Annotated in this window: 20 protein-coding genes; all 20 read right to left on the bottom strand. The window is 66.3% G+C overall.

The annotated features are described in order from the left end of the window. Nucleotides 1-20: 20 nt before the first annotated feature. The 20 genes from ACWGJP_RS14050 to ACWGJP_RS14145 all read right to left on the bottom strand — a co-directional run bounded on the left by ACWGJP_RS14050 (nt 21) and on the right by ACWGJP_RS14145 (nt 21,321). A complete protein-coding gene (locus ACWGJP_RS14050; RefSeq protein WP_452330425.1) occupies nt 21-755 on the bottom strand; it encodes an ABC transporter ATP-binding protein in 735 nt (244 codons plus the stop codon). Continuing rightward, a complete protein-coding gene (locus ACWGJP_RS14055) occupies nt 752-1,282 on the bottom strand; it encodes an NUDIX hydrolase (RefSeq protein ID WP_452330426.1) in 531 nt (176 codons plus the stop codon). The genes ACWGJP_RS14050 and ACWGJP_RS14055 overlap by 4 nt, the downstream gene beginning before the upstream one ends. Beyond that, nucleotides 1,279-2,382, bottom strand: coding sequence for a hypothetical protein (locus ACWGJP_RS14060; RefSeq protein ID WP_452330427.1), 1,104 nt, complete (start codon nt 2,380-2,382; stop codon nt 1,279-1,281). Before ACWGJP_RS14060 ends, ACWGJP_RS14055 begins: the two co-directional genes overlap by 4 nt. Next, a complete protein-coding gene (locus ACWGJP_RS14065; RefSeq protein WP_452330428.1) occupies nt 2,382-3,200 on the bottom strand; it encodes an ABC transporter permease in 819 nt (272 codons plus the stop codon). The genes ACWGJP_RS14060 and ACWGJP_RS14065 overlap by 1 nt, the downstream gene beginning before the upstream one ends. A 10-nt stretch (nt 3,201-3,210) precedes the next feature. Then, nucleotides 3,211-4,347: a UDP-galactopyranose mutase gene (glf, locus tag ACWGJP_RS14070; RefSeq protein ID WP_452330429.1), complete on the bottom strand. Its 1,137-nt coding sequence runs from the start codon at nt 4,345-4,347 to the stop codon at nt 3,211-3,213. Beyond that, complete coding sequence (locus ACWGJP_RS14075) at nt 4,347-5,642, bottom strand: nucleotide sugar dehydrogenase (RefSeq protein ID WP_452330430.1); 1,296 nt, start codon at nt 5,640-5,642, stop codon at nt 4,347-4,349. Before ACWGJP_RS14075 ends, glf begins: the two co-directional genes overlap by 1 nt. Nucleotides 5,643-5,652: 10 nt before the next feature. Then, on the bottom strand, nt 5,653-6,732 hold the full coding sequence (gene wecB, locus ACWGJP_RS14080) for a non-hydrolyzing UDP-N-acetylglucosamine 2-epimerase (protein ID WP_452330431.1): 1,080 nt from the start codon (nt 6,730-6,732) through the stop codon (nt 5,653-5,655). Nucleotides 6,733-6,743: 11 nt separating this feature from the next. Then, nucleotides 6,744-7,916: a hypothetical protein gene (locus ACWGJP_RS14085; protein ID WP_452330432.1), complete on the bottom strand. Its 1,173-nt coding sequence runs from the start codon at nt 7,914-7,916 to the stop codon at nt 6,744-6,746. After that, a complete protein-coding gene (locus ACWGJP_RS14090; protein ID WP_452330433.1) occupies nt 7,913-9,097 on the bottom strand; it encodes a glycosyltransferase in 1,185 nt (394 codons plus the stop codon). The genes ACWGJP_RS14085 and ACWGJP_RS14090 overlap by 4 nt, the downstream gene beginning before the upstream one ends. Next, entirely contained in the window at nt 9,094-10,386 is a 1,293-nt protein-coding gene (locus ACWGJP_RS14095) for a glycosyltransferase (RefSeq protein ID WP_452330434.1), read from the bottom strand. The genes ACWGJP_RS14090 and ACWGJP_RS14095 overlap by 4 nt, the downstream gene beginning before the upstream one ends. Before the next feature lie 427 nt (nt 10,387-10,813). Further along, nucleotides 10,814-12,598, bottom strand: coding sequence for an ABC transporter ATP-binding protein (locus ACWGJP_RS14100; protein ID WP_452330435.1), 1,785 nt, complete (start codon nt 12,596-12,598; stop codon nt 10,814-10,816). 3 nt (nt 12,599-12,601) lie between these two features. After that, on the bottom strand, nt 12,602-13,588 hold the full coding sequence (locus ACWGJP_RS14105; protein ID WP_452330840.1) for a Gfo/Idh/MocA family oxidoreductase: 987 nt from the start codon (nt 13,586-13,588) through the stop codon (nt 12,602-12,604). Beyond that, a complete protein-coding gene (locus ACWGJP_RS14110; RefSeq protein ID WP_452330436.1) occupies nt 13,585-14,682 on the bottom strand; it encodes a DegT/DnrJ/EryC1/StrS family aminotransferase in 1,098 nt (365 codons plus the stop codon). The genes ACWGJP_RS14105 and ACWGJP_RS14110 overlap by 4 nt, the downstream gene beginning before the upstream one ends. Further along, nucleotides 14,679-15,290, bottom strand: coding sequence for a DapH/DapD/GlmU-related protein (locus ACWGJP_RS14115; RefSeq protein ID WP_452330437.1), 612 nt, complete (start codon nt 15,288-15,290; stop codon nt 14,679-14,681). The genes ACWGJP_RS14110 and ACWGJP_RS14115 overlap by 4 nt, the downstream gene beginning before the upstream one ends. A gap of 129 nt (nt 15,291-15,419) precedes the next feature. Next, nucleotides 15,420-16,601, bottom strand: a complete 1,182-nt coding sequence (locus ACWGJP_RS14120) for a glycosyltransferase family 4 protein (RefSeq protein WP_452330438.1) — start codon at nt 16,599-16,601, stop codon at nt 15,420-15,422. Beyond that, nucleotides 16,598-16,987, bottom strand: a complete 390-nt coding sequence (locus tag ACWGJP_RS14125) for a DUF2304 family protein (protein WP_452330439.1) — start codon at nt 16,985-16,987, stop codon at nt 16,598-16,600. Before ACWGJP_RS14125 ends, ACWGJP_RS14120 begins: the two co-directional genes overlap by 4 nt. Beyond that, nucleotides 16,984-17,712, bottom strand: a complete 729-nt coding sequence (locus ACWGJP_RS14130; protein WP_452330440.1) for a glycosyltransferase family 2 protein — start codon at nt 17,710-17,712, stop codon at nt 16,984-16,986. The genes ACWGJP_RS14125 and ACWGJP_RS14130 overlap by 4 nt, the downstream gene beginning before the upstream one ends. A 32-nt stretch (nt 17,713-17,744) precedes the next feature. Further along, the gene (locus ACWGJP_RS14135; protein ID WP_452330441.1) at nt 17,745-19,685 is read right to left on the bottom strand and encodes a DUF6541 family protein; all 1,941 of its coding nucleotides are present in this window, start codon (nt 19,683-19,685) and stop codon (nt 17,745-17,747) included. Beyond that, nucleotides 19,682-20,419 (bottom strand): ABC transporter ATP-binding protein, encoded by a 738-nt coding sequence (locus ACWGJP_RS14140; RefSeq protein ID WP_452330442.1) that lies wholly within the window; start codon nt 20,417-20,419, stop codon nt 19,682-19,684. Before ACWGJP_RS14140 ends, ACWGJP_RS14135 begins: the two co-directional genes overlap by 4 nt. After that, nucleotides 20,416-21,321 (bottom strand): ABC transporter permease, encoded by a 906-nt coding sequence (locus tag ACWGJP_RS14145; RefSeq protein WP_452330443.1) that lies wholly within the window; start codon nt 21,319-21,321, stop codon nt 20,416-20,418. Before ACWGJP_RS14145 ends, ACWGJP_RS14140 begins: the two co-directional genes overlap by 4 nt. Nucleotides 21,322-21,415 lie beyond the last annotated feature (94 nt).

Here is a 21,415-nt window from a genome sequence, read left to right on the forward strand (position 1 = left end):
GCCGGCCGCGCCTGCCTCGCTCAGCGCGCGATATCGGCGTTGTAGCGATCGAGCACGGCGGTGATGGGGCCGTCGAGCACGAGGGCGCCCTTGTCGAGATAGAGTCCGCGCGTGCAGAAGCGCCGGAGATCGCGCTCGTTGTGGCTGACGAAGAACAGCGTCCTCCCCTCGGCGAGCAGCTCGTCGATGCGGGCGTAGCACTTGTCGCGGAACGCTTTGTCGCCCACGGCGAGCACCTCGTCGACGAGGAGGATCGGCTCGTCGAGTTGCGAGACGACAGCGAAGGCCAGACGGACCTTCATGCCGTTGGACAGGTGCTTGTAGGGGGTGTCCTCGAAGCCGTCGAGCTCGGCGAACGCGATGATGCCGTCGTAGCGGCGAGCGATCTCCGCCTTGGACATCCCGTGCAGCCCGGCGGTCATCCGGACGTTCTCGCGCACGGTCAGGTCGCCGACGAAGCCGCCGGTGAGCTCGATGAGGGGCGCCACGCCGCCGTTGACCTGCACGGAGCCCTCGTCAGGCAGCAGCACCCCCGCCACCAGTCGGAGCAGCGTCGACTTCCCCTGTCCGTTCCGACCGACGACGCCGATGGACTCGCCCTGCTGGACGCTGAAGGAGACGTCGCGCAGCGCCCAGAACTCGCCGGGACGAGAGCGGCGGGAGGCCCCGGCGAAGAGGTCCTTGAAACTGCGCCTTCCGCGCCTGTTGCGCCGGAAATGCACGCCGAGGCCGGTGACATCGATCGCAGCCGTCATACTTCTTCTTCCTCCTGCACCCGCCACAGCGCGATCGCCGCGAGGGAGTGCGCATCCATGATGACACCGTCGCGGACGAGCACCGCGATTTCTCCGGCCGGCACCCAGCGCTGCGCGTCGATCTCGCCGTCTGTCTCGCGCACGGGGTCGGCGGTCTCCGCCTCGCACATCACGACGTCGACGGGCTGCGGATAGACGGAGCTGTCCGTGATGTACCGTCCGAGCACACGGGGGCGGCGCCCGATCAGCCCGGTCTCCTCGGTCAGCTCGCGCATCGCCGTGTCGATCCCGTCGCCGTCCTCTGCGTCTCCGGCTCCGCGCGGCAGCTCCCAGAGGGTCATGCCCGCAGCAGGCCGGTCGCTCCGCACCAGGAGCACCGCGCCATCCCTCGTGGCGAGGATCACCGAGCCGACTCGCCCGTCCGCGACGATGAGGCGGTGATGCCGGTATGCGTCGGCCTCCGCCGCCTCGAGGCGGACATCGAGCGGGCCCTCGCTGCGGTAGACGACGTGGAACGGACCGGTCATGCCCGCGCCCCTCTGTGGACGATCAGCCGGGTGCGCTCGGCCTTCTCGAAGAGCGAGAGCAGGGACAGCAGCGAGTCGACCGGCACGGTGGTGGCGATGAGGCCGATGAAGGCGATCCAGGTGAGGGGGTTGTCGACGGCGCCGACGCCGAGCCCAGGGACGGCGAGCCAGATCACCAGCACGGCGAAGACGAGCTTCGACGCCGACGCGGTGATCACCCACCAGCGCGCAGGCACGGCGGAGACCTGCTTGACGGCGTACGCAAGTCCACGCATCTTCGACCAGGTCGGCGCGGCGCGAAGGCGCGCGCGCTGCGTGACGGACGCATCCCAGCCCAGCGCGATCGTGGACGGCGTCGATCGCTCCGCCCACGCCCGCAGCTCTTCCGGCAGGGGCACCTCGAGGTCCTGCGAGTCGAGTTCGGCGCGCAGGCCAGGGTCTCTGTCGAAGCTGATCCAGTCGGCGCGGGCGTTCTCCGCGATCATCCGCAGGTATGCGTCCGTCCACCAGGACCGGATCCGTGCGCGCTCGTCCTCTGAGACGGAGAGGTCGTCGATGCGCCGGTTCGCGATGCTGCGGAACAGGACCTCTCCGAGCTTCGACTCGGCCACGATCTCGAGCGTCTGCGCGGACGCGACCGGCGCCGGGCCGGTCCGCAGCGGAGCATCCGCCGCGGTCTGCTGTTCGTAGCGGATCGTGCCGCTCTCGGTCGCGTGCAGCCACCGGTTCCATGCGTCGGCGACGCTGTCAGGGACGCGCCCATAGGAGACGCCCTCGAGCGACCAGGCGAAGTCGGGGTTCTCCCGCCGCGCCTCAAGGCCTGCCCGCAGCGTCGGCGCAGTGCCGGTGATGACGAGAGGCTCGCCGGTGCCGGCGACGCCGAGTTCGCGGAGTACTCCATCCGGCCCGAGGCGGACGAAGTATGCGCCGTCGAGGACCATCGCATCGGTGACGAGCACGGTGCCCGAGATCAGCATCCCGGTGCGCAGCATCCCTGTCAGCTCGGTGATCGCCTGTCTGGCATCCTCGCCCTCGCGGAAGCGCTCGGCCTGCGCCGGCGAGTCGAGCTCCGCGATGAGCACGCGCGAGCCGGCCGTCATCACAGCTCCTTCAGCACGGGGCGTTCGAGGGTGCGGAACACCCAGGCGCCCAGCACGAAGATGATGAGGCTCATCGCCACGCTGATCAGCACCGTGTTCAGGTGCCACTCGCCGGGGAAGAACGCCATCCGGTAGAGCGTGAAGATCCCCGCGAGCGGGTTGAACGAGCCGAGCACTTCGAAGGCACCAGGCAGATCTCTGACGCTGTAGATGATCGGGGTTGCGTAGAAGAGCGCACGGAGGATGAGGCCGGTGGTGCGCTCGAGGTCGGCGTACAGGGCGCACAGCGGCGCGACGAGCATACCGAGACCGACGAGCAGGATCACCTGCAGCAGGATCGCGACAGGGAACCAGAGGATGCCCCAGCCGATGTGCACGACCTTGGTCGGGTCTGCTTCGGTGAGCATGTTGACGACGACGAACAGCGCGAGCACGGGAAGCGAGAACAGGAACTCCATGCCCTTGCTCAGCACGATGCGGTTGACCCAGATCGACCGCGGGATGTTCGTCGAGCGGACGAGTCGGGAGTCCTTCTTGAAGGCCCTGGTGAAATCCGAGACGGAGGAGTTGAACCACACCCACGGAAGAAGCGCCGAGATGAGGAAGACGATGTACGGTTCGGTTCCGACGTCGCGGTGGAAGATCTGCGTGAAGACGAACCAGTAGATGGCGCTCATCACGAGCGGATCCAGCACCGACCACAGGTAGCCGAGGAAGCTCGTCGCGTAGCGGACCTTGAGGTCCCTGGCGGACAGCAACCACAGCGAATGCAGATATCGCCGGGGCGTCCCCGGCGCCCCGACAGCAGCGTGACTCACGGTATCGAGTCTAGGAGAGGTGGTTGTTCCACATCGACAGCGCCGAGCCGATGGCCATGTGCATGTCCAGGTACTGGTAGGTGCCCAGGCGTCCGCCGAAGTGGACGTCCTTCTCCCCCTTGGCGAGCTCGCGGTAGGCCAGGAGCCCTGCCCGGTCGTCGGCGGTGTTCACCGGGTAGTACGGCTCGTCGTCGCGCGTGGCGAAGCGGGAGAACTCGCGCATGATGACGGTGTGGTCGGCCTCGTACACGTCCCTGCGCTCCGGGTGGAAGTGCTTGAACTCGTGGATGCGCGTATACGGCACGTCCATGTCCGGGTAGTTCATCACGGTGGTGCCCTGGAAGTCTCGGACGCCGAGCACCTCCTGCTCGAAGTCGAGCGTGCGCCAGCTGAGCGCTCCCTCCGCATAGTCGAAGTAGCGGTCGACGGGGCCGGTGTAGACGACGGGGACCTGTCCGACGGTCGCCTTCCGGTTCAGCGGCTGCGTCTCGTCGAAGTAGTCGACGTCGAGTTTCACCTCGATGTTGGGGTGGTCGGCCATCCGCTCCAGCCACGCCGTGTAGCCGTCGGTGGGAAGGCCCTCCCACGTGTCGTTGAAGTAGCGGTTGTCGTAGGTGTAGCGCACGGGCAGGCGGCTGATGATGTCGCCGGAGAGCTTGTGCGGGTCGGTCTGCCACTGCTTCGCGGTGTAGTCGCGGAAGAACGCCTCGAACAACGGGCGACCGACGAGGGCGATGCCCTTCTCCTCGAAGTTGGATGCTGTCGAGACGTCGAACTCCCCCGCCTGCTCCCTGACGAGTGCACGCGCCTCGTCCGGGGTGTATGCGGACTGGAAGAACTGGTTGATGGTGCCGAGGTTCACCGGCATCGGGAACACCGTGCCCTTGTGCGTCGTGTAGACGCGGTGCACGTAGTTCGTGAAGGTCGTGAAGCGGTTGACGTACTCCCAGACGGTGGCGTTCGAGGTGTGGAACAGGTGCGCGCCGTAGCGGTGCACCTCGATGCCGGTCTGCGGCTCCGCCTCGCTGTAGGCGTTGCCGCCGATGTGGTGGCGGCGCTCGATGACGGTGACCTTGCGGCCGGCATCCGCCGCGCGCTCCGCGATGGTGAGGCCGAAGAAACCCGACCCGACGACGAGGAGGTCCATCAGGCGGCCGTACCGACGACGATGCGCGGCGTGCCGGCCCACAGGCCGGCGTCGGTAGCGGCGCGCCCATCGACGATGAGCTTGATGCCGGGGAGCTCGGCAGGCGTCAGCGCCTTGTAGTCGGCGTGATCGGTCTGCAGGATGGCGAGATCGACCTCGCCGCCGATCGCGTACGGCTCGAAGCCGAGCCCGCGCAGCTCCTCATCGGTGTAGAGCGGGTCGTGCACGACGACCTCGGCCCCGCGCTCCTTGAGCGCCTTCACGGTCGGGAAGACGCCCGAGAAGGCGGTCTCCTTCACGCCGCCGCGATAGGCGGCGCCGAGGACCACCGCGCGCTGGCCGGCGAGATCGCCGAGGATGCCCTCGGCCTGCGCCACGAGTCGCTCCGGCATGGAGGCGTTCAGCTGACGTGCGACACGGACGATGTCGGCGTCGGGGTCGGTGGAGAGGTACAGACGCGGGTACACCGGGATGCAGTGCCCGCCGACGGCGATGCCGGGGCGGTGGATGTGGCTGTACGGCTGCGAGTTGCACGCCTCGATGACCTTGTAGACGTCGATGCCGTGGGATGCCGCGAACAGGCCGAACTGGTTGGCGAGCCCGATGTTCACGTCGCGGTACGTGGTCTCGGCGAGCTTCGCCATCTCGGACGCCTCGGTCGTTCCGAGGTCCCAGACGCCGTTCGGGCGGGGCAGGTCGGGGCGCTCGTCGAACTGGAGCACGGCCTCGTAGAACTCGCGCGCGCGACGGTTGCCCTCGTCGGAGAGGGCACCGATCAGCTTGGGGTACTTGCGGAGGTCCTCGAAGACGCGGCCGGTCAGGACGCGCTCCGGGGAGTACGCCAGGAAGAAGTCCACGCCCTCGGTGAGGCCGGAGCCGGACTCGAGCATCGGCTTCCAGCGGTTGCGCGTGGTGCCGACCGGAAGGGTGGTCTCGTAGGAGACGAGCGTGCCGGGGGTCAGGTGCTCGGCGAGCGAGGTCGTCGCGGCATCCATGTACTTGAAGTCGGGCTCCCAGGTCTCGTCGTCGACGAAGACGGGGGCGACGAGGACGACCGCGTCGGCGCCGGGGATGGCCTCGGCGTAGTCGGTCGTGGCGCGGAGCTTTCCGGCCGGGATCAGCTCGGCGAGACGCTCCTGGAGGTGCGCCTCGCCGGGGAACGGCTCGATCCCCGCGTTGATCGTGTCGACGGCCTTCTGATTGACGTCGACACCGATGACGTCATGACCGGAGGAGGCGAACTGGACGGCGAGAGGGAGCCCGATCTTACCGAGGGCCACGACGGCGATACGCATGGTGACCAGTCTACGGGCGGGTGCTGGAGCCGGCGTCCAGCAAGGTCTGCACGACTCGCTGTGCAGCATGGCCGTCACCGTACGGGGCGGCCGTAGTCTCGACCGGGCGCGGGCGCGTGACGCCGGCCGCGATCTCCGCCGCGGTGTTCGCCAGGACGTTCCAGCCGAGCTCCACCGTCTCCACCCACTCCGTCTCCGTGCGTACCGTCGTGCACGGGATGCGCAGCAGGAAGGCCTCCTTCTGGAGACCGCCGGAATCCGTCACCACGCCGGCGCTCGACAGCGCTGCGGCGATCAGGTCCGGGTAGGCAAGCGGCGCGTGGGCGATCAGCGAGCCCTGGGTGAGGGAGATTCCGTGCTCTGCGGCCTTCGCCACGACCCTCGGGTGCGCGAGGAGGATCACCGGCTTGTCGAGGCCGGCGAGTCCGGCAGCGACCTCGGCGAGTCTGGCGGGATCGTCCGTGTTCTCCGCTCGGTGGATCGTCGCGACGTAGTACTCGCCCTCGGCAAGACCGAGTTCTTCGAGCAGGATCGACGGCGTCCCAGAGACCTGGTCGCGTACTTCGAGCAGCACGTCGGTCATCACGTCCCCGACGAGCACGGTTCGCTCCGACAATCCCTCGGACGCGAGGTGGTCCACGGCGACCTGGGTGGGCGCGAGGAGGAGATCGGCAGCATGATCGGTCATCACGCGGTTGTGCTCTTCCGGCATGCGACGGTTGAAGCTGCGCAGGCCCGCCTCGAGGTGTGCAACCGGGATGTGCATCTTGACGGCGCTGAGCGCCGCGGCGACGGTCGAGTTCGTGTCGCCGTACACGAGCACCCAGTCCGGAGCGTGCTCGTCGAACACGGCGTCGAGGGCCGCGAGCATCGCTCCCGTCTGCACTCCATGCGAGCCGCTGCCGACGCCGAGGTGGACGTCCGGCGCTCCGATGCCGAGGTCCTCGAAGAAGACGTCGGAGAGCATCGGGTCGTAGTGCTGGCCGGTGTGCACGATCACGTGGTCGACACCTGCAGCCTTCGCCGCTTTGTGGATGGGTGCGAGCTTGACGAACTGGGGGCGAGCGCCCACGACGCTGACGATCTTCACGGGAGATCAGTCTACGTGTGCCGTGACGCATCCTCCTGGAGCAGACGCATCACCAGACGTTCTTGGACTGCGGTATCGGATGCTGAAGACAGCTGCGATGCGGCTGCATCTGCTGCAGCCTTCGCCTTGGCCACATCCGCACGGCTCAGCCGGCGGATTGCCCTCTCAATGTCGTCGGCTCCGAACCCCTCTGCGACCGCACCGAGCTGGTACTCACGAATCAGACGATCTGTCTCAACCGCAGTGGAGAACACGATGCCGAGGCGCGCCTGCACGAAGTCGAAGAACTTGTTCGGCAGCATGAGCCGGTGGTTCGGTGTCAACGGCGGCAACGAAAATACGCCGAGGTCGTAGCCGTTGAGAACATCCGGCAGTTCAGCTGGAGGCACGGGGGGGTGCAGCGTCGTTCGTGGACTGCGGTTGATCCTGTCCTGGAGTCCAGCCCAATACGTGTCGCGTTGGCGGCCCGGGATGAGGTACAGATCGAGGGAATAGCCGGTGCCGAGTTTATCCACTGCATCGATGAGGGCCTCGATGTTACGACCCGCGACCGCCCCTCCACTGTGAACCAGACGGATGCGCTCGGGATCAAGGGGTTGAGGTTCGAGATCCGGCCGATGCGCGATCGCGTTACGGACCACCGCTGGGCGCACGCCGAACTCTCGAAGATACATGTCTGCGATGGAGTCGTTCACGGTGGTCGAACCATCCACCACCGGCAGGTAGGTTGCACACACCCATCGCATGAAAGGTGCAACCAGCAACCGCCAGGACAGGATGTGCGTGCGTTCGGCGGGGGCCCATTCGTGCAGATCGCAGAGGATACGAGGATTACCCTGAACCGCCGCAGCGAGCGGCAGCGCACGCGCTTCATTCGCAACGACGAGATCGAAAGTCCGAGAGCCGAGTGCCGCGCGTGCAGCCGCCAAGGCAGGCGCCTCCCCCTGTACCGAATCGAAGCGGCGGAAAAGCAGTTTGAGAACACCCGAAGCGGTCTGCGGGAGTGACGGCAGTGACTCGTCGATCGCAATGTGCTCATCCGACCGGTCAGGCTTCTCCCCATAAGAAAGAGTCGTCACGTGGCCATGTCGAGCAAGCACATCCAGTTGACGCAGAACACGGGAGTCCGCCCGGATGTCCGAGAAAGAGATGCAGAGGATACGCGGACGAGGTCGATCGATCATCGAATCACCCCAGGGTCCCCGGGCCGCTTCTGAGCGACGACATCACGATAATGCTCGGCCAGCTCCTCTGCGCTCCGACGAAGGCTCCGATTCTCCACCACGAAGCGGCGAGCCTGCATGCTCATCTCGCGCCAACGTGAATCGGAAAGTGTGAGCACCGTTTTGATGGCATCTTCCAATGCCGGCAGGTTGCCTTCCTCCACGACGATGCCCGTCACGCCGTCATTGACCATCTCCGGCGCACCTCCAGAGTTATACACAATCGCGGGAACTCCCGAAGCCTGAGCTTCGAGTGATACGAGACCAGCAGCCTCGCGCCAAGGTCCCGATCGCTGGGTCGGCAACACGAACAGCGTTGCCCCGGCTATGGCGGAGCGCACCCCCTCGCGATTCACCTGACCGAGCACGTCAATATGGGAGTGCTGCAAAGCCGCCTCTTCGACTTCGACCCTGAGCGGCCCGTCGCCGACGATGACCAGCTCATGAGGAATCTTGTTGATGAGCGCCACGGACGCAGCGATAAGGTCGCGTACTCCCTTCGCGCGCGATAGAGCGCCGATGAAGACCACGCGCGGTGGCCCGTCGACCCTTTCAACGGGCCGATACAGTTCCGTGTCGATGCCTTGGTAATGAACCTCGACTCGGTCGGCCGGAGCTCCGGCACGAACGACCGTCGCAGCAAGATACTCGCTGACGGCAAGTATGCGGGAAGCCGAATCGAAAGCGCGCTGTATGGACCTCTGATGCCACAGAAGCAGGGGCTTTCCGAACATGTTGCGGTCGGACAAGGGCGTGAGCGGAACGTAGACGTCAGCTCCGTGGACGGTCACGATCAGCGGCACGTCTTGTGCTCTCGAAGCCGCGACTGCGGGCTGTGACCAGTTGGCGAAATGCTGATGCACAACATCAGGAGCCCAGTTCCGCACCTGACGACGCATCCGGCCGAAGAGCAGGGGGAGCGCGCGCTCTCGCCGCTGCCATGACGCGCGGCCTGCTGCGAACGGCGTGCCGCTCGAAGCATCGCGGATCTCGATCGATTCAGCGACCGCATCGTCTCGGATGTCAGCGGCCATCGTGAAGAAGCCGAACTCGAATTCTGTCTTGAGCTCGGCCGCGTGCTGGATCGCGAAATACGTTGGCGGAACTCGCAACGAGCCCTTGGTCAGCGCGATGCGCATCATCGCTCCTCGTCCACTCGATCTCGAAGCGCCTCGATCCGCGGATCGAGTTGCGCTTGTCTCGCGTATCTCGCTCCCCAGTTCTGGGCAGCCGTGCGAAGCTCAGGCGTCTGCGCCTCCGCTACGCGCGCCGACTCGCTGAGAGCCTCCGCGATATCGTCTGTCGAAAGGGAGCGAGCCCCGACCCATCCCGGTGCGTCTTGAACGACAGTCGTCGCTGCGTTCGCTGGATCGTGCACCGATACGACCGGGATGCCCGTCGCGAGATACTCGAAGACCTTCCCGCTCGTGACATAGCGTCCCGTGCCCAGCGCGAGGACCAGCACATCGAAGCCTGCGTACACGTCACCGATTCGCGCCTTGCTCACTGGACCTCGGAACTGCACGCCGACGTCAGCGGCCGAAGCGATGACCTCCGCTGCGGTTCCACCGCCGGTGTGTCCGACATAACCGTGAAGGATCAGCTGCGCGTTCACGGGCACGCGGCCATCGCTCCGAGCGAGCCGCCAACCTTCGATGAGCTGGGTGATCGGCACCTGATCCGAGATCGTACCGATGTACCCGAACACCAGTCCGCCGTCACGACCTTCGCGCAGCGGGACCGTCAGAGGGGATTCATACTCGTCGAAGCCATTCGAGACGACGTACATCCGGTCGGCACCGCCATAGTGCGCCTCATGCCACGCGCGGATCGGCTCGTTGACGAACCAGACCTCTGCCGCACTCTGAAGCAGCCGTCGCTCGAGTTTGCCGGCCCCAGGGACCCAGTTCGGTGCTGCCTCGCCGGTGAATACATCCAGAGCCCACGCATCGCGGTAGTCCATGACGTAGGGCACTCCGTGTCGGCGGTGCAGGTAATCTCCCGTCGCGAAGTCGACGTTAGGGTTGGCTGTGCCGATCGCGAGATCTACCGGGTGCTCGGAGTGCACTCGCGCAGCGGCGCGTTCAAGGGCCGGACGCCATCGACCATACGACAGTTCGGGGAAACGCCGGATGTCGCGCATGCGATCGATCCCGCGCCAGAGCTCGATGTTCCGGGCCCTCAACCGACTCCATCGCCTCAGGTCGTTCTCGTGTGCCGTGGCGCGAGGATCAACACGGAGCACACGGATGCCTTCCGCGACCTTCTCCTCAAGTGATGCATCGATGCCGGTGCTCATCTCGAAGATCTGCCTGGGGACGGTCAACACCGTGACGTCCCATCCGGCGCGCGCGAACGCATTCACTGTCGCGAGCGCCCGATACACGCCACCCGCACGACTGGGAGGGAAACTCCATGCCGTGTAAAGCATATGCGGCCTCACGCGGCTGCCCCCGACAGCACGCTCTCGGCGGCCGGATACCCACTCACCGCGGCCACATCATGACGCCGGGCGAGCTTCCAACAGGTGAAGTTGGCGTCCCGATCTGCTGCCACCAAGAGGTCAGCGTCTGCCAGAAGCGCCCTGACCTGCGCATTCCGACGGATTACACGCCAGGTGTGCGCACCCCGATCGAACGGAGAGAGCCTTACCAGCATCCGCAGTACTACGTGTCGACGCCCTAGCGCCTCAGCACGGTCGGCGAGCTGCTTCCCGAGTCCGCGGGTGTCGATGGCGAGCACGCGCGCGCTCGACGCGATCCCTGAGGCGCTCGTGATCACGCTCAGACTTACCTCTGAATGGCGAGCCCCGAACGGATCATCTGGAACGAGTCCGGATGTCGTGACGACGACGACCTTCATACGAGGCCGGCCAAACGCGCCTGCGCTGCAAAAGCGGCATTTGCAGCGACGACCTCATCGAACGTCCCCCGTCCTCCGACGCCTCCGTCCTGCATGAACACGATCTGGTCAGAGTCCCGAATCGTGCTGAGCCGATGCGCGACTGCGATAACCGTCACGTCTCCGCGAAGGTCACGAATCGCCTTGGCGACGTCGGCTTCCGTCTTGGTGTCTAGGGCGCTGGTTGCCTCGTCCAGAACCAGTACGAGTGGATCGTTGTAAAGAGCACGCGCGATACCGAGGCGCTGTCGCTGCCCACCGGACAGGCTTAGACCGCGCTCCCCCACCCTCGTCTGAAGTCCGTCCGCGCGGCTCTCGATGACGCTCCACAGCTGCGCACGACGGGCGGCCTCCTCGACACGGATCTGGTCGTAGTCGTCACCCCATGTGAGGGCGATGTTCTGTGCGATCGTCCCATCGAAAAGCGTCACCTCTTGTGGAACGTACCCGACGTGGGTTCGCCATGCCCTGAGGACATCCCCAAGCGGGCGGTCGTCGATGCTGATCGTCCCCGACGTCGGCGTGAGCAGACCGAGCAGCAGGTCCACGAGCGTGGACTTGCCCGCACCGGACGCACCGGCGATTCCTACGGTGCTGCCCAGAGGAATATCGAGTGAGACTCCGCGAACCGCATCGACCTCACTGCCGGGGAACGCGAAGCAGACATCGTCCAGTCGCAGTGTGCGTGGCTCGGCCGGAAGCGGATCGCGTCCGAGCTGCTCACGGTCAGCGTGATATCTCTTCGAATTCTCGATGTCGGAAATCACGAGCTCGATGTAAGGCGCGGCGGTCACCGTCCGAGTGAGCACGCCCTGGAATCCTGTGAGCGAGGGAACCAAACGGAACCCCGCGACGCCGAAGAGAGCGACAGCCGAGATCGTGGCGCCCATGTCGCCGCCATTGGTGAGATACGCCCCGCCGCCGACGACGATGAATCCACCGATGATCGCAGCGTCGAACACGAAGCGCGGCACGGCGGAGAGGAAACTTGAGTTCGCCCGGGCCTGGGACGTCCGTGCGCGGGTGGCGCCGACAACAGCGGTCACTTCGTCGGCCTTGTCGCGGAGGGTGATCTCCTTCAGCGAGGCGATCATTCCCGAGATCAGCGCGGCAACACGCAACGACGAGTCGCGGGCGACGCGAGCGGCCTGGCGGGTCTTCCCGCTCAGCACGAAGTACTGCAGCAAGGCGATCCCACCGAGATAGACGATCGTGATCAGTGCCGTCAGCGGCTGCGTGAACACGATGACGCCGACCACTCCGACGGAAGTCACGAGAAGTCCCGGCAGAGTGGTGATGGGCAGCAGGAAGCCGGAGACGACGTTCGCGATCGCACTGTCGGTCATGGCGACGATCTGGGCGCTGTTGCGCGTCATCCGATCGGTCCACGACGATCGGATGTATGCGCCGAACAGTTCTTGCCCGACCGTGAGCTCGTAGTTCGCGAAACGGCGGGTGGCGACCCACTGCAACCAGACGTTGGCTGCGGACTTCGCGATGATCACGGCGGCGAGGATCAGGATCAGCCACACCAACTGGTCCTGCGGGATCTTCCCTACCAACGGGAGCGATGCCCCAGTTCCCGCAACGGTTCCGGCCAAGGTGATCGCGAGCAGCATCAGCGCCGTGACGTCGATCAGGGCTAGCACCGCCGAGACCACGCCGAAAACCGTCAGGAACCTGCCCGTCGACTGCGGTAGCAGCGGCAGGAGTCGCCGGAGAGTACGAACGATATCGAGCATGATTCAGAGGCTCACAGACGCACCATCGCGGGCGGACTCCAGAGCAGCTTCCACGACCACGAGCGTACGAAGCCCCTGCGCCATCGTGACGACATCGGTCTGCTGGCCGAGCACGGCGTCGCGGAAGGCCTCGTGCTCGACGCGCAGCGGCTCGCGCTTGGCGAACGCGTAACGGGTGACGTCACCCTCTGAGACCCCGCGGAACGACGACACGGACTCCCACTCCAGCGGGATCGTGCCGTTCGCGTAGAAGGTGAGGTCGCCGGTGGAGGTGTCGGCGACGAACGCGCCCTTCTCCCCCGTCACGACGGTGAGGCGCTCCTTCATCGGGCTAAGCCAGTTCACGATGTTGTTGACGATGACGCCCGAGGCGGTGCGTCCGGTGATCGTGATCATGTCCTCGTGCTCGCGCCCGCTCTTGAACGCGGTCTGCGCGAACACGCGCTCGTAGTCGCTCTGCACGACCCACGCGGTGAGGTCGACATCGTGGGACGCGAGGTCCTTGGCGACGCCCACGTCAGCGATCCGCGACGGGAACGGCCCCTGGCGGCGCGTGGCGACCTGGTACACGGCGCCGAGCTCGCCCGCCTCGATCCGGCGGCGCAGCTCCTGCAGGGCAGGGTTGAAGCGCTCGATGTGACCGACGGCCCCGACGAGGCCCGCGCCTTCGAAGGCGTCGACCATGCGCTGGCCTGCCTCGATGCTGTGCGCGATCGGCTTCTCGACCAAGGTGTGCACCCCGGCCGCGGCGAGCTTGAGCGCGGCGTCCTCGTGGAATCGGGTGGGGACGGCGACCACGGCGATGTCGATGCCCTCGGCGATCAGCGCCTCGATGTCGGGAAGCACCTGGAGCTCGCCCGCGACTCCGTGAGGGTCACCCCCTGGGTCAGCGATGGCGACGAGGTCGACGCCGTCGAGCTCACGAAGAACCCGAGCGTGGTGCCGGCCCATCATGCCGACGCCGAGAAGGCCCGCGCGCAGCGCCATCAGGCGCCCGCCCCCGCCACCGCGTTCACCGCGGCGACGATACGGTCGAGATCGCCCTGGCTGAGCGAGGGATGCACGGGCAGCGAGACGACCTCGCGCGCAGCGCGCTCGGTCTCCGGGAGATCCAGCCCTGGCGCGTATGGCGCGAGCGAAGGAAGGCGGTGGTTCGGGATCGGGTAGTAGACCCCGGCGCCGACGTTGTGCTCCTCCTTGAGCGCCTTCACGAAGCCGTCGCGGTCGTCCGTGACGCGCACCGTGTACTGGTGGTACACGTGCACGGCGCCATCTGCGACCGGCGGCACGATGACGCCGCGGAGGTTGGCGTCCAGGAAGGCGGCGTTCTGCTGGCGCGTCTGCGTCCAGGCATCCACCTTGGTCAGCTGGACGCGTCCGATCGCCGCGTGGATGTCGGTCATACGCGCGTTGAAGCCGACGATCTCGTTCTCGTACTGACGCTCCATGCCCTGGTTGCGCAGGAGCTTGACGCGCCGGGCGATCTCGTCCGTCGCGGTGGTGACCATGCCGCCTTCGCCGCTGGTCATGTTCTTCGTCGGGTACAGGCTGAACATCGCGAACTCGCCGAAGGACCCGACCGGTCGCCCGTCGAGCGCGGCTCCGTGCGCCTGAGCAGCATCCTCGTAGAGGGCGACGCCGCGGTCGGCGGCGATCTTCTCGAGCTCGCGCATGCGCGCAGGGTGTCCGTAGAGGTGGACGGGCAGGATGCCCTTGGTCTTCGGGGTGATCGCCGCGGCGACCGCAGCGGGGTCGAGCGTGAACGTCTCCGGCTCGATGTCGACGAACACGGGCGTGCCACCGGTCAGCGCGACCGAGTTCCCCGTCGCGGCGAAGGTGAACGAGGGCACGATGACCTCGTCACCGGCGCCGACGCCCGCGGCGAGGAGTCCGAGGTGGAGACCTGCGGTGCCGGAGTTGACGGCGACCGAGGGACGACCAGGTACGAAGTGCTCCGAGAACTCCTGCTCGAAAGCGGCGACCTCAGGGCCCTGCGCGACCATGCCGCTGCGGAGGACCCGGTCGACCGCCTCGCGCTCCTCGTCGCCGATGATCGGCTTCGCCGGGGGAATGAACTCGCTCACACTTTCTCCTTGCTCAGAGTGCCGTCGTTCTCGATGTAGCGTGCGCCCGTGGACGGGCACACCCAGACGCCGTCGGCGTCCGCCGGGGTCAGCGGTACGCCTGCCTCCCCCACCCAGCCCAGGCGCCGGGCAGGAACGCCTGCCACCAGCGCATAGGCGGGAACGTCCTTGACGACGACGGCTCCCGCAGCGACCGTCGCCCACTCGCCGATCGTCACCGGTGCGACGCACGTCGCGCGAGCGCCGATGGCCGCGCCCCGACCGATCGTGACGCCAACGGGCTCCCAGTCGTGCGCGCTCTTCTGCGAGCCGTCCGGGTTGATCGCGCGCGGGTACGTGTCGTTGGTGAGCACGACGGCCGGGCCGATGAAGACACCGTCGCCCAGCTTCGCCGGCTCGTAGACGAGTGCGTAGTTCTGGACCTTGCAGTTGTCGCCCATGACGACGCCGGTGCCGATGTATGCGCCGCGTCCGACGATGCAGTTCTCGCCCATCCGGACGTCTTCGCGGACCTGCGCGAGATGCCAGATCGAGGATCCGTCTCCGATCACGGCGCCCGGTGAGACGTCGGCGGAATCGACGATCCGCACAGAAGGGGATGAAGTCACAAAATGCTCCTTGCGCCGGCTGCTCTGGTCCGCTGCACGACGGTGTGCAAGTCTACCGGCCCGTTTCCGAGAGCCTGCTCGACAACGGACCAGTGGGCTGCATGCCTGACGCCCTCCCGCCTCCGACCGCTATCGTTCATCCCCGCCGCACGTCTCATGCACGACATCAGCGACCCGCCCGGCGACCGCATCGAGTGACACGTGCTCACGCGCCCACGTCGAGCGAACGCGACGCAGCTCGTCTGTCGTGCCATCATCCGCGGCAGCCAACAACGCACGCATGGCGTCCGCAACCGCATCCACCGTGAACGCCGCGCTCAGCCCCAGGCCCGCATCATTCACCAGAGCGGCGCCCGTGCTCGGTCCGGCGAACAGGACGGGTGTCCCCGTCGCGGCCGCAGCGTAGGTCTTCGTCGGACGAGCGAAGTCATACCCGATGCCGGGCACGATGCTCACGAGTGCACCTACCGCGCCGCGGATCCACGACGCCGACTCCGCGGGGCTCACGACACCCCCGAAGTCGACACGCCCCGGAGCGAGCTGAGCCGCCAGTTCCTTGAGTGTCGCCTCAACGCTGCCCTGCCCGAAGAACTTCAAACGAAGATCGGGGAACTCTGCGGCGATCTCAGCGAACGCTCGCACGAAGATGTCCGGCTGCTGCCACTCGGACATCGTCCCCGTGTAGACGAAGTATGGGACCGACGCATCGGCAGGAGCGACATCCGGAGAGAACACACTCGTATCGATGCCGTTGCCGACCGTGACGATTCGCGAAGCATCCGCTCCGAGGAGCACAAGCCGTTCGGTGACCTCATCGGAGACCGAGATGATGCGACGCGCACGACGGAGAACGCTTCGCTCCATCATCCGCATCACTGCGATGACGGGCTTCGGCGCCCCCATCGAGATGACGCCGTCCGTCCACACATCGGCCGCATAGTAGACCAGGGGTTTCCGACGCAACCAGGCCACGAGCGCAGCGACGAGCCCGGTCGTCGGCGGGGACTCCGCGACCACGACATCGAATCGCGAGAACAACAGGCGCGGTAACAGCGGTACGTCGTAGCTCATGTACTGCACGTAGCCGCGCACGTTTCCGCCCGCGTCACGAAGGACAGGCCAGCGACGGATGTCGACCTGAGCGGGATCCGGGGTCCGAGGTGCGTGCCCCGGAGGCCTCGTCGTCAACACGAGGACGTCGGTGCCACGTCCGACCAGCGATCGCGCCAGCGCTCCGAGCCGGAAGGCGCCGGCGCTGACCTCCGGGGGGAAGAGCCGCGAGGCGATGACGACGCGAGAATCCCGGATCACGTGTTTTCCCCGTGACCGTCGTCCGTTACGACATCGAGTCGCCGTTCCAACTCCTCGATGCGATGCTCATGGAACGCCGCGCGCTCGGCGAGTGCGCGCATCTTCGCCTCGATGCGTGTCAGTTCTGCACCGTACTGGAGGCTCACGAGGAACAGCAGGCCGATCGCGATGAAGAACACGAGATTGGCGGGAACGCTGACGCCGAGCGTCTGCGCGGCCCAGGTCAATGTCTGCGGAAAGACCGCGATCACCAGCGCCAGGACGCCGCCGACGAACCACCACAGTGCGTGCCGCTCGCGCAGTGTTCCGCGGCGCATGAGCTCGATGATGGCGATCAGCGCCAGCACTGCGGCAGCGATACCGAAGGCGTAGGTGACAGGGTTCAACGGCTTTCCTTCACTCTCGCCTGCGGCCGCATCATGGCGAGTCCGAAGGCAGCACCCGCCCTGATGAGGTAGACGGCGGCCTTGATCGGATGGTGCGAGGGCGTTCCGGCTTGTCGCTCGCGCATCGCGACGGGCACCTGACGGATCACGAGGCCGGCTCGGGCGGCGATGACGAGCGCTTCGATGGTGTCGCCGAGGTACTCCGCCGGGAAGTTGTCGGCGAAGAGGCTCACCGCCCTGGGGCCGGCGGCCTTGAATCCGCTCGTGACGTCGGTGAGACGCGTCCGCGCGACCCTGCTCATGACCGTGGCGAGGGCCCGCATCGCCCACCGCCGCAAGCCGCGTGCTTCGTAGTCGCCCACCCCGGCGAACCGCGCGCCGATCATGAGGTCGGCGTCGGAGAGTCCCTCGATGAGTGTTCTGAGGGCTCTGGCGTCGTGCTGCCCGTCGGCGTCTACCTGGACGACGATCCCCAGGTTGTTGTCGCGGGCGAATCGGAAGCCCGCACGCATCGCGCCGCCGACGCCCAGGTTGTACGGCAGGCTCAGCACTTCTGCCCCGGCGATCCGTGCCACCTCGACGGTACGGTCGGTCGACCCGTCGTCGACGACGACGATCCGCGCCTCGGGAAGCGCGCTGCGCACGTCGCCGATCACGTCCGCAACGGAGCCTTCTTCGTTCAGCGCCGGGATCACGACGAGAACGGGCAGATCAAGGGGACGCATCGACAGCGATCTTACCGACAGCTTTGTGACTTCTACTGATCGCATGCCGTGATGCGCCAGAGAGAAGCCTCACCCCGCTCTGCGACGAGCTCGAATCCCTGGTGGCCTTGGAAGCCGGTCATGCCGGGCATCTGATACCTGCCGGCGCCGGTCTCTCCGAGACCGAAGTCCACGACGAACTCCGGGTCGTGGTAGACCTCGAGCGCAGCGCACACACTCGGGTCCGTCGCTGCATCCCTGAGCCTGTCCGCGATGACGTCCCAGGCTTCGGTCTTCGGTGGCGACCAGGTGCGCGGATAGACGTCGACACCACTCAGGAAGTACCCGAATCCGCTTCCCGTGCTGGGATTGCCGATGACGCGTTCGCCGGGCTGCACATACTCGTCCAACGACTCGAGCAGCGCGCGCTCATCAGGGTTCAGATACGTGTCCGCGAGCAGCACGTACCGCGAATCCCGGTCGAAGCTTCCCTCCGTGACAGCCGGCATCGCGACGCCACGAGTCGCGACGAGCACGACCATGAAGAGTGCGGTGGCGATGAGAGCCGCGACGACCATCGTTCCCTGGCGAGCGGCGTCCGATCCCATCCGCTTCATGCGGGCGGTGATCGCCCTGACGATGGCATCTATTCCGATCGCCGCGAGCGGGATGACGACGATCGGGGCGAGCGCGGCGATGCGATAGGGATCGGCATACCACGCCCCGAGGATTCCGACACGGAAGATGTCGCGTCCGGCGCAGGCGGCCAGCAGATAGAGCCCGGCGATGCCGGCCCATGCGACGACGAACCAACGCAACTGCCCGTGGCGCACTGCGACGATCAGGCCCAGGATCATGAGGCCGCTCACGCCCCATGCATACGGGATCATGACGTGACCGTTGAGCAGGACGTCCAACAGCCCCGCGGGCCAGCTGCGGAACGGACGCCAGTGCGATCCGGACGTCCCCTGCGCGAGATAGAGCCAGATGACCGCGAGCATGATCCACGCGGCGATGACGACGGTCACGCCCGCGCGCCGGTTCAGCCGCTGCGGCGACCAGATCAGCCGGTAGGACAACCACACCATGCTGATCGCCGCCCAGGGCAGGAACGCCGCCGGCTGCGACAGCAGCAGCGCGCCAGCCACCACCATGACCAGCAGCCCGCCTCGCACCCCGCTTCGCCAGGGCTCACCCGCGCGACTCCATCGCGGGATCGACATCACGACCGCGACACCGGCCGGCACCAGTGCGGTCGACAGTGCGTTCGGGAACAGCACGCCCCATTGGAACATCAGCAACGGGAACGCCTGCAGAGCGCTGGAGAGGACAGCCGCGTATCCGGCGACGGCACGCGAGTCTGTGATGCGCAGAGTCAGCCACGCCACACCGAGGGTCCAGATCAACGCGCCGATCACGAGCGTGAGCATGTTGGCCGCGATCGGGATGGACGTTCCCGTCACCATCACGATCAGAGAGACGATGCCGTGCCATGCCGCGGGGTAGAAGCTGCGGCCTCCGATCACGGAGTTGACGTGCAGCGAAGAGGCGTCGGCCGTCTCGATCGCATACCGCACGGCATTCATGTGGAAGACCGCGTCGTTGGTCTGCGAGATCCCTGAAGGATCCGAGATGTACGCGGTCAGCCGCCAGAGACCGAAGAGCACCCCGATGACGAGGGCGACGACGAGGATCCAACGGCGTCCGGATGCTTCGTGTGCGTCGAGTCGCCTGCCGAGCACGAGTCCGAGAACCCAGGCGAGCACGATCAGGACGAATGCTGCGACTGCCCAGCTGACCGGGGACCAGGCGATGCCGAGGATGCCGAGGAGGAGGGCGCTCACGCCGACGACGGCGACGCCGAACACGGGAGCGAGGCCGATGAGGGCCAACCCGCGGATCCCGACCCCCCACAGCGCCAGAACACCCGGCACGAAGACGACCGCGATCGCGACGATCAGAACCGGCGCCTGCGCGAGCCAGTCGAGGATCATGCATCCACCAGCGCGATGGCGCCCTCGATCTCGCCGTCGTAGACGACCTCGCCCTTGTTGATCACCACGCCGCGGGTGCAGAGCTCCCGCACCATCTCCATGTCGTGGCTCACGACGACGAGGGTCTTGCCCTTCGCGATGAGTTCTTCGAACTTCAACCGGCACTTCTCGCGGAACGGAGCATCTCCGACCGAGAGGATCTCGTCGACGAGCAGCACGTCGAGCTCCACGTGGATGGCGACGGAGAACGCCAGGCGCATGAACATGCCCGACGAGTAGTGCTTGACCTCTTGATCGATGAACTGCTCGATCTCGCTGAACGCGACGATCTCGTCATAGCGCGCCTCGATCTCGTGCTGCTTCATGCCGAGGATGGCTGCATTGAGGAAGACGTTCTCCCGTCCTGAGAGCTCGGGATGGAATCCCGCGCCGACCTCGATGAGCCCTGCGACGCGTCCGCGCGTCAGCACCTCGCCCTCGTCCGGCTCCATGACGCCCGAGACGAGCTTGAGGAGGGTGGACTTTCCAGAGCCGTTGAAACCGAGGATGGCGACGGACTCCCCCTCGCCGATCACGAGGTCCAGCCCCTTGAGCGCCTCGAACTCGCTCGTGAGCTTGCGGCGTTTGATCCAGGCGACGACGGTGTCCTTCAACGAGAAGGCATGGTTCAGCGTGAAGCGCTTGCGCACGCCATCGATGATGATGCTCGGTCGAGCAGTGCTCTGCGTGCTCATAGGTCCTGGGCGAACTTTCCTTCGAGGCGGCGGAAGACGAACTGGCCAAACAGCAGCGTCGCCACGGCGATGAGGAACGTCCACAGGGTGTTCCATGCCAATCCCGGCGGAATCTCGAAGGCGGCCGACGTCACCGGACGCCAGAAGGCGTAGTGGAAGAGCTCGACGCCCTGCGTGATGGGATTGAGCATGTAGACCTCGAGGATCCACTGCGGCCAGCCGAGCTTGCCGACGATCGCATCCTGCACCTGCGTCCAGGCATAGAGCACGGGAGAGGCCCAGGTGGCGAGCAGGAGGAGCAGCTCGACGATGTTCTCCGCGTCCCGGAACCGGACGTTGATGGCGCCGAACAGGAGCCCGAGCCCGAGCGCGAAGATCATCACGATCGCCATGCCTGCGAAGATCGCGAGCACGGACAGGACTGAGATGTTCACCGCCCAGCCCAGGATCAGGCAGACGAGCAGGAGGAGGCCGACCTGCGGCAGAAAGTGCACGAAGGCGACGATCACGGCGGAGACGGCGAAGAGCTGCCTCGGCAGGAAGACCTTCCGCACGAGCGGCGCGTTGCCCACGATCGAGGTCGTCGCGTTCTTGTAGGCCTCCGAGAAGAGATTGATCATCACGATGCCGGAGAACAGGTAGATCGCGTAGTTCGGGATGCCGCGGTCGAGGTTCATGAAGAGACCGAGGACGACCCAGAACACGATGAACTGCGCGGCGGGCCGGACATACGACCAGGTCCAGCCGAGCACGGAGTTGCGGTAGCGCGTCGTGACGCCCGTGCGCACCAGGAGGCGCAGCAGATAGCGCCAGCGCACCACATCGATCAGCCCGTGGCTCTTGCCAGGGGTGTCGAACTCGGAGCGCGGGACGACGGCGAACAGATCTCGGGATTCAGTCACAGGCCCACTCACTCGACACGCGACGACGGGAGCCGTCGCGAAACTTCCACAAGTCTAGGTCAGAGCCCGCTGAATCCGCGGTGAATGGCGCGAC

This window comes from Microbacterium sp. NPDC055903, from assembly GCF_053615555.1.

What these genes read in the sequence shown, in the direction of transcription:
- ACWGJP_RS14050 (WP_452330425.1), bottom strand. Translation starts at nt 755, where the DNA reads ATGACGGCTGCGATCGATGTCACCGGCCTCGGCGTGCATTTCCGGCGC.
- ACWGJP_RS14055 (WP_452330426.1), bottom strand. Translation starts at nt 1,282, where the DNA reads ATGACCGGTCCGTTCCACGTCGTCTACCGCAGCGAGGGCCCGCTCGAT.
- ACWGJP_RS14060 (WP_452330427.1), bottom strand. Translation starts at nt 2,382, where the DNA reads ATGACGGCCGGCTCGCGCGTGCTCATCGCGGAGCTCGACTCGCCGGCG.
- glf (WP_452330429.1), bottom strand. Translation starts at nt 4,347, where the DNA reads ATGGACCTCCTCGTCGTCGGGTCGGGTTTCTTCGGCCTCACCATCGCG.
- ACWGJP_RS14075 (WP_452330430.1), bottom strand. Translation starts at nt 5,642, where the DNA reads ATGCGTATCGCCGTCGTGGCCCTCGGTAAGATCGGGCTCCCTCTCGCC.
- ACWGJP_RS14085 (WP_452330432.1), bottom strand. Translation starts at nt 7,916, where the DNA reads ATGATCGATCGACCTCGTCCGCGTATCCTCTGCATCTCTTTCTCGGAC.
- ACWGJP_RS14090 (WP_452330433.1), bottom strand. Translation starts at nt 9,097, where the DNA reads ATGATGCGCATCGCGCTGACCAAGGGCTCGTTGCGAGTTCCGCCAACG.
- ACWGJP_RS14095 (WP_452330434.1), bottom strand. Translation starts at nt 10,386, where the DNA reads ATGCTTTACACGGCATGGAGTTTCCCTCCCAGTCGTGCGGGTGGCGTG.
- ACWGJP_RS14100 (WP_452330435.1), bottom strand. Translation starts at nt 12,598, where the DNA reads ATGCTCGATATCGTTCGTACTCTCCGGCGACTCCTGCCGCTGCTACCG.
- ACWGJP_RS14130 (WP_452330440.1), bottom strand. Translation starts at nt 17,712, where the DNA reads ATGCGTCCCCTTGATCTGCCCGTTCTCGTCGTGATCCCGGCGCTGAAC.
- ACWGJP_RS14135 (WP_452330441.1), bottom strand. Translation starts at nt 19,685, where the DNA reads ATGATCCTCGACTGGCTCGCGCAGGCGCCGGTTCTGATCGTCGCGATC.
- ACWGJP_RS14140 (WP_452330442.1), bottom strand. Translation starts at nt 20,419, where the DNA reads ATGAGCACGCAGAGCACTGCTCGACCGAGCATCATCATCGATGGCGTG.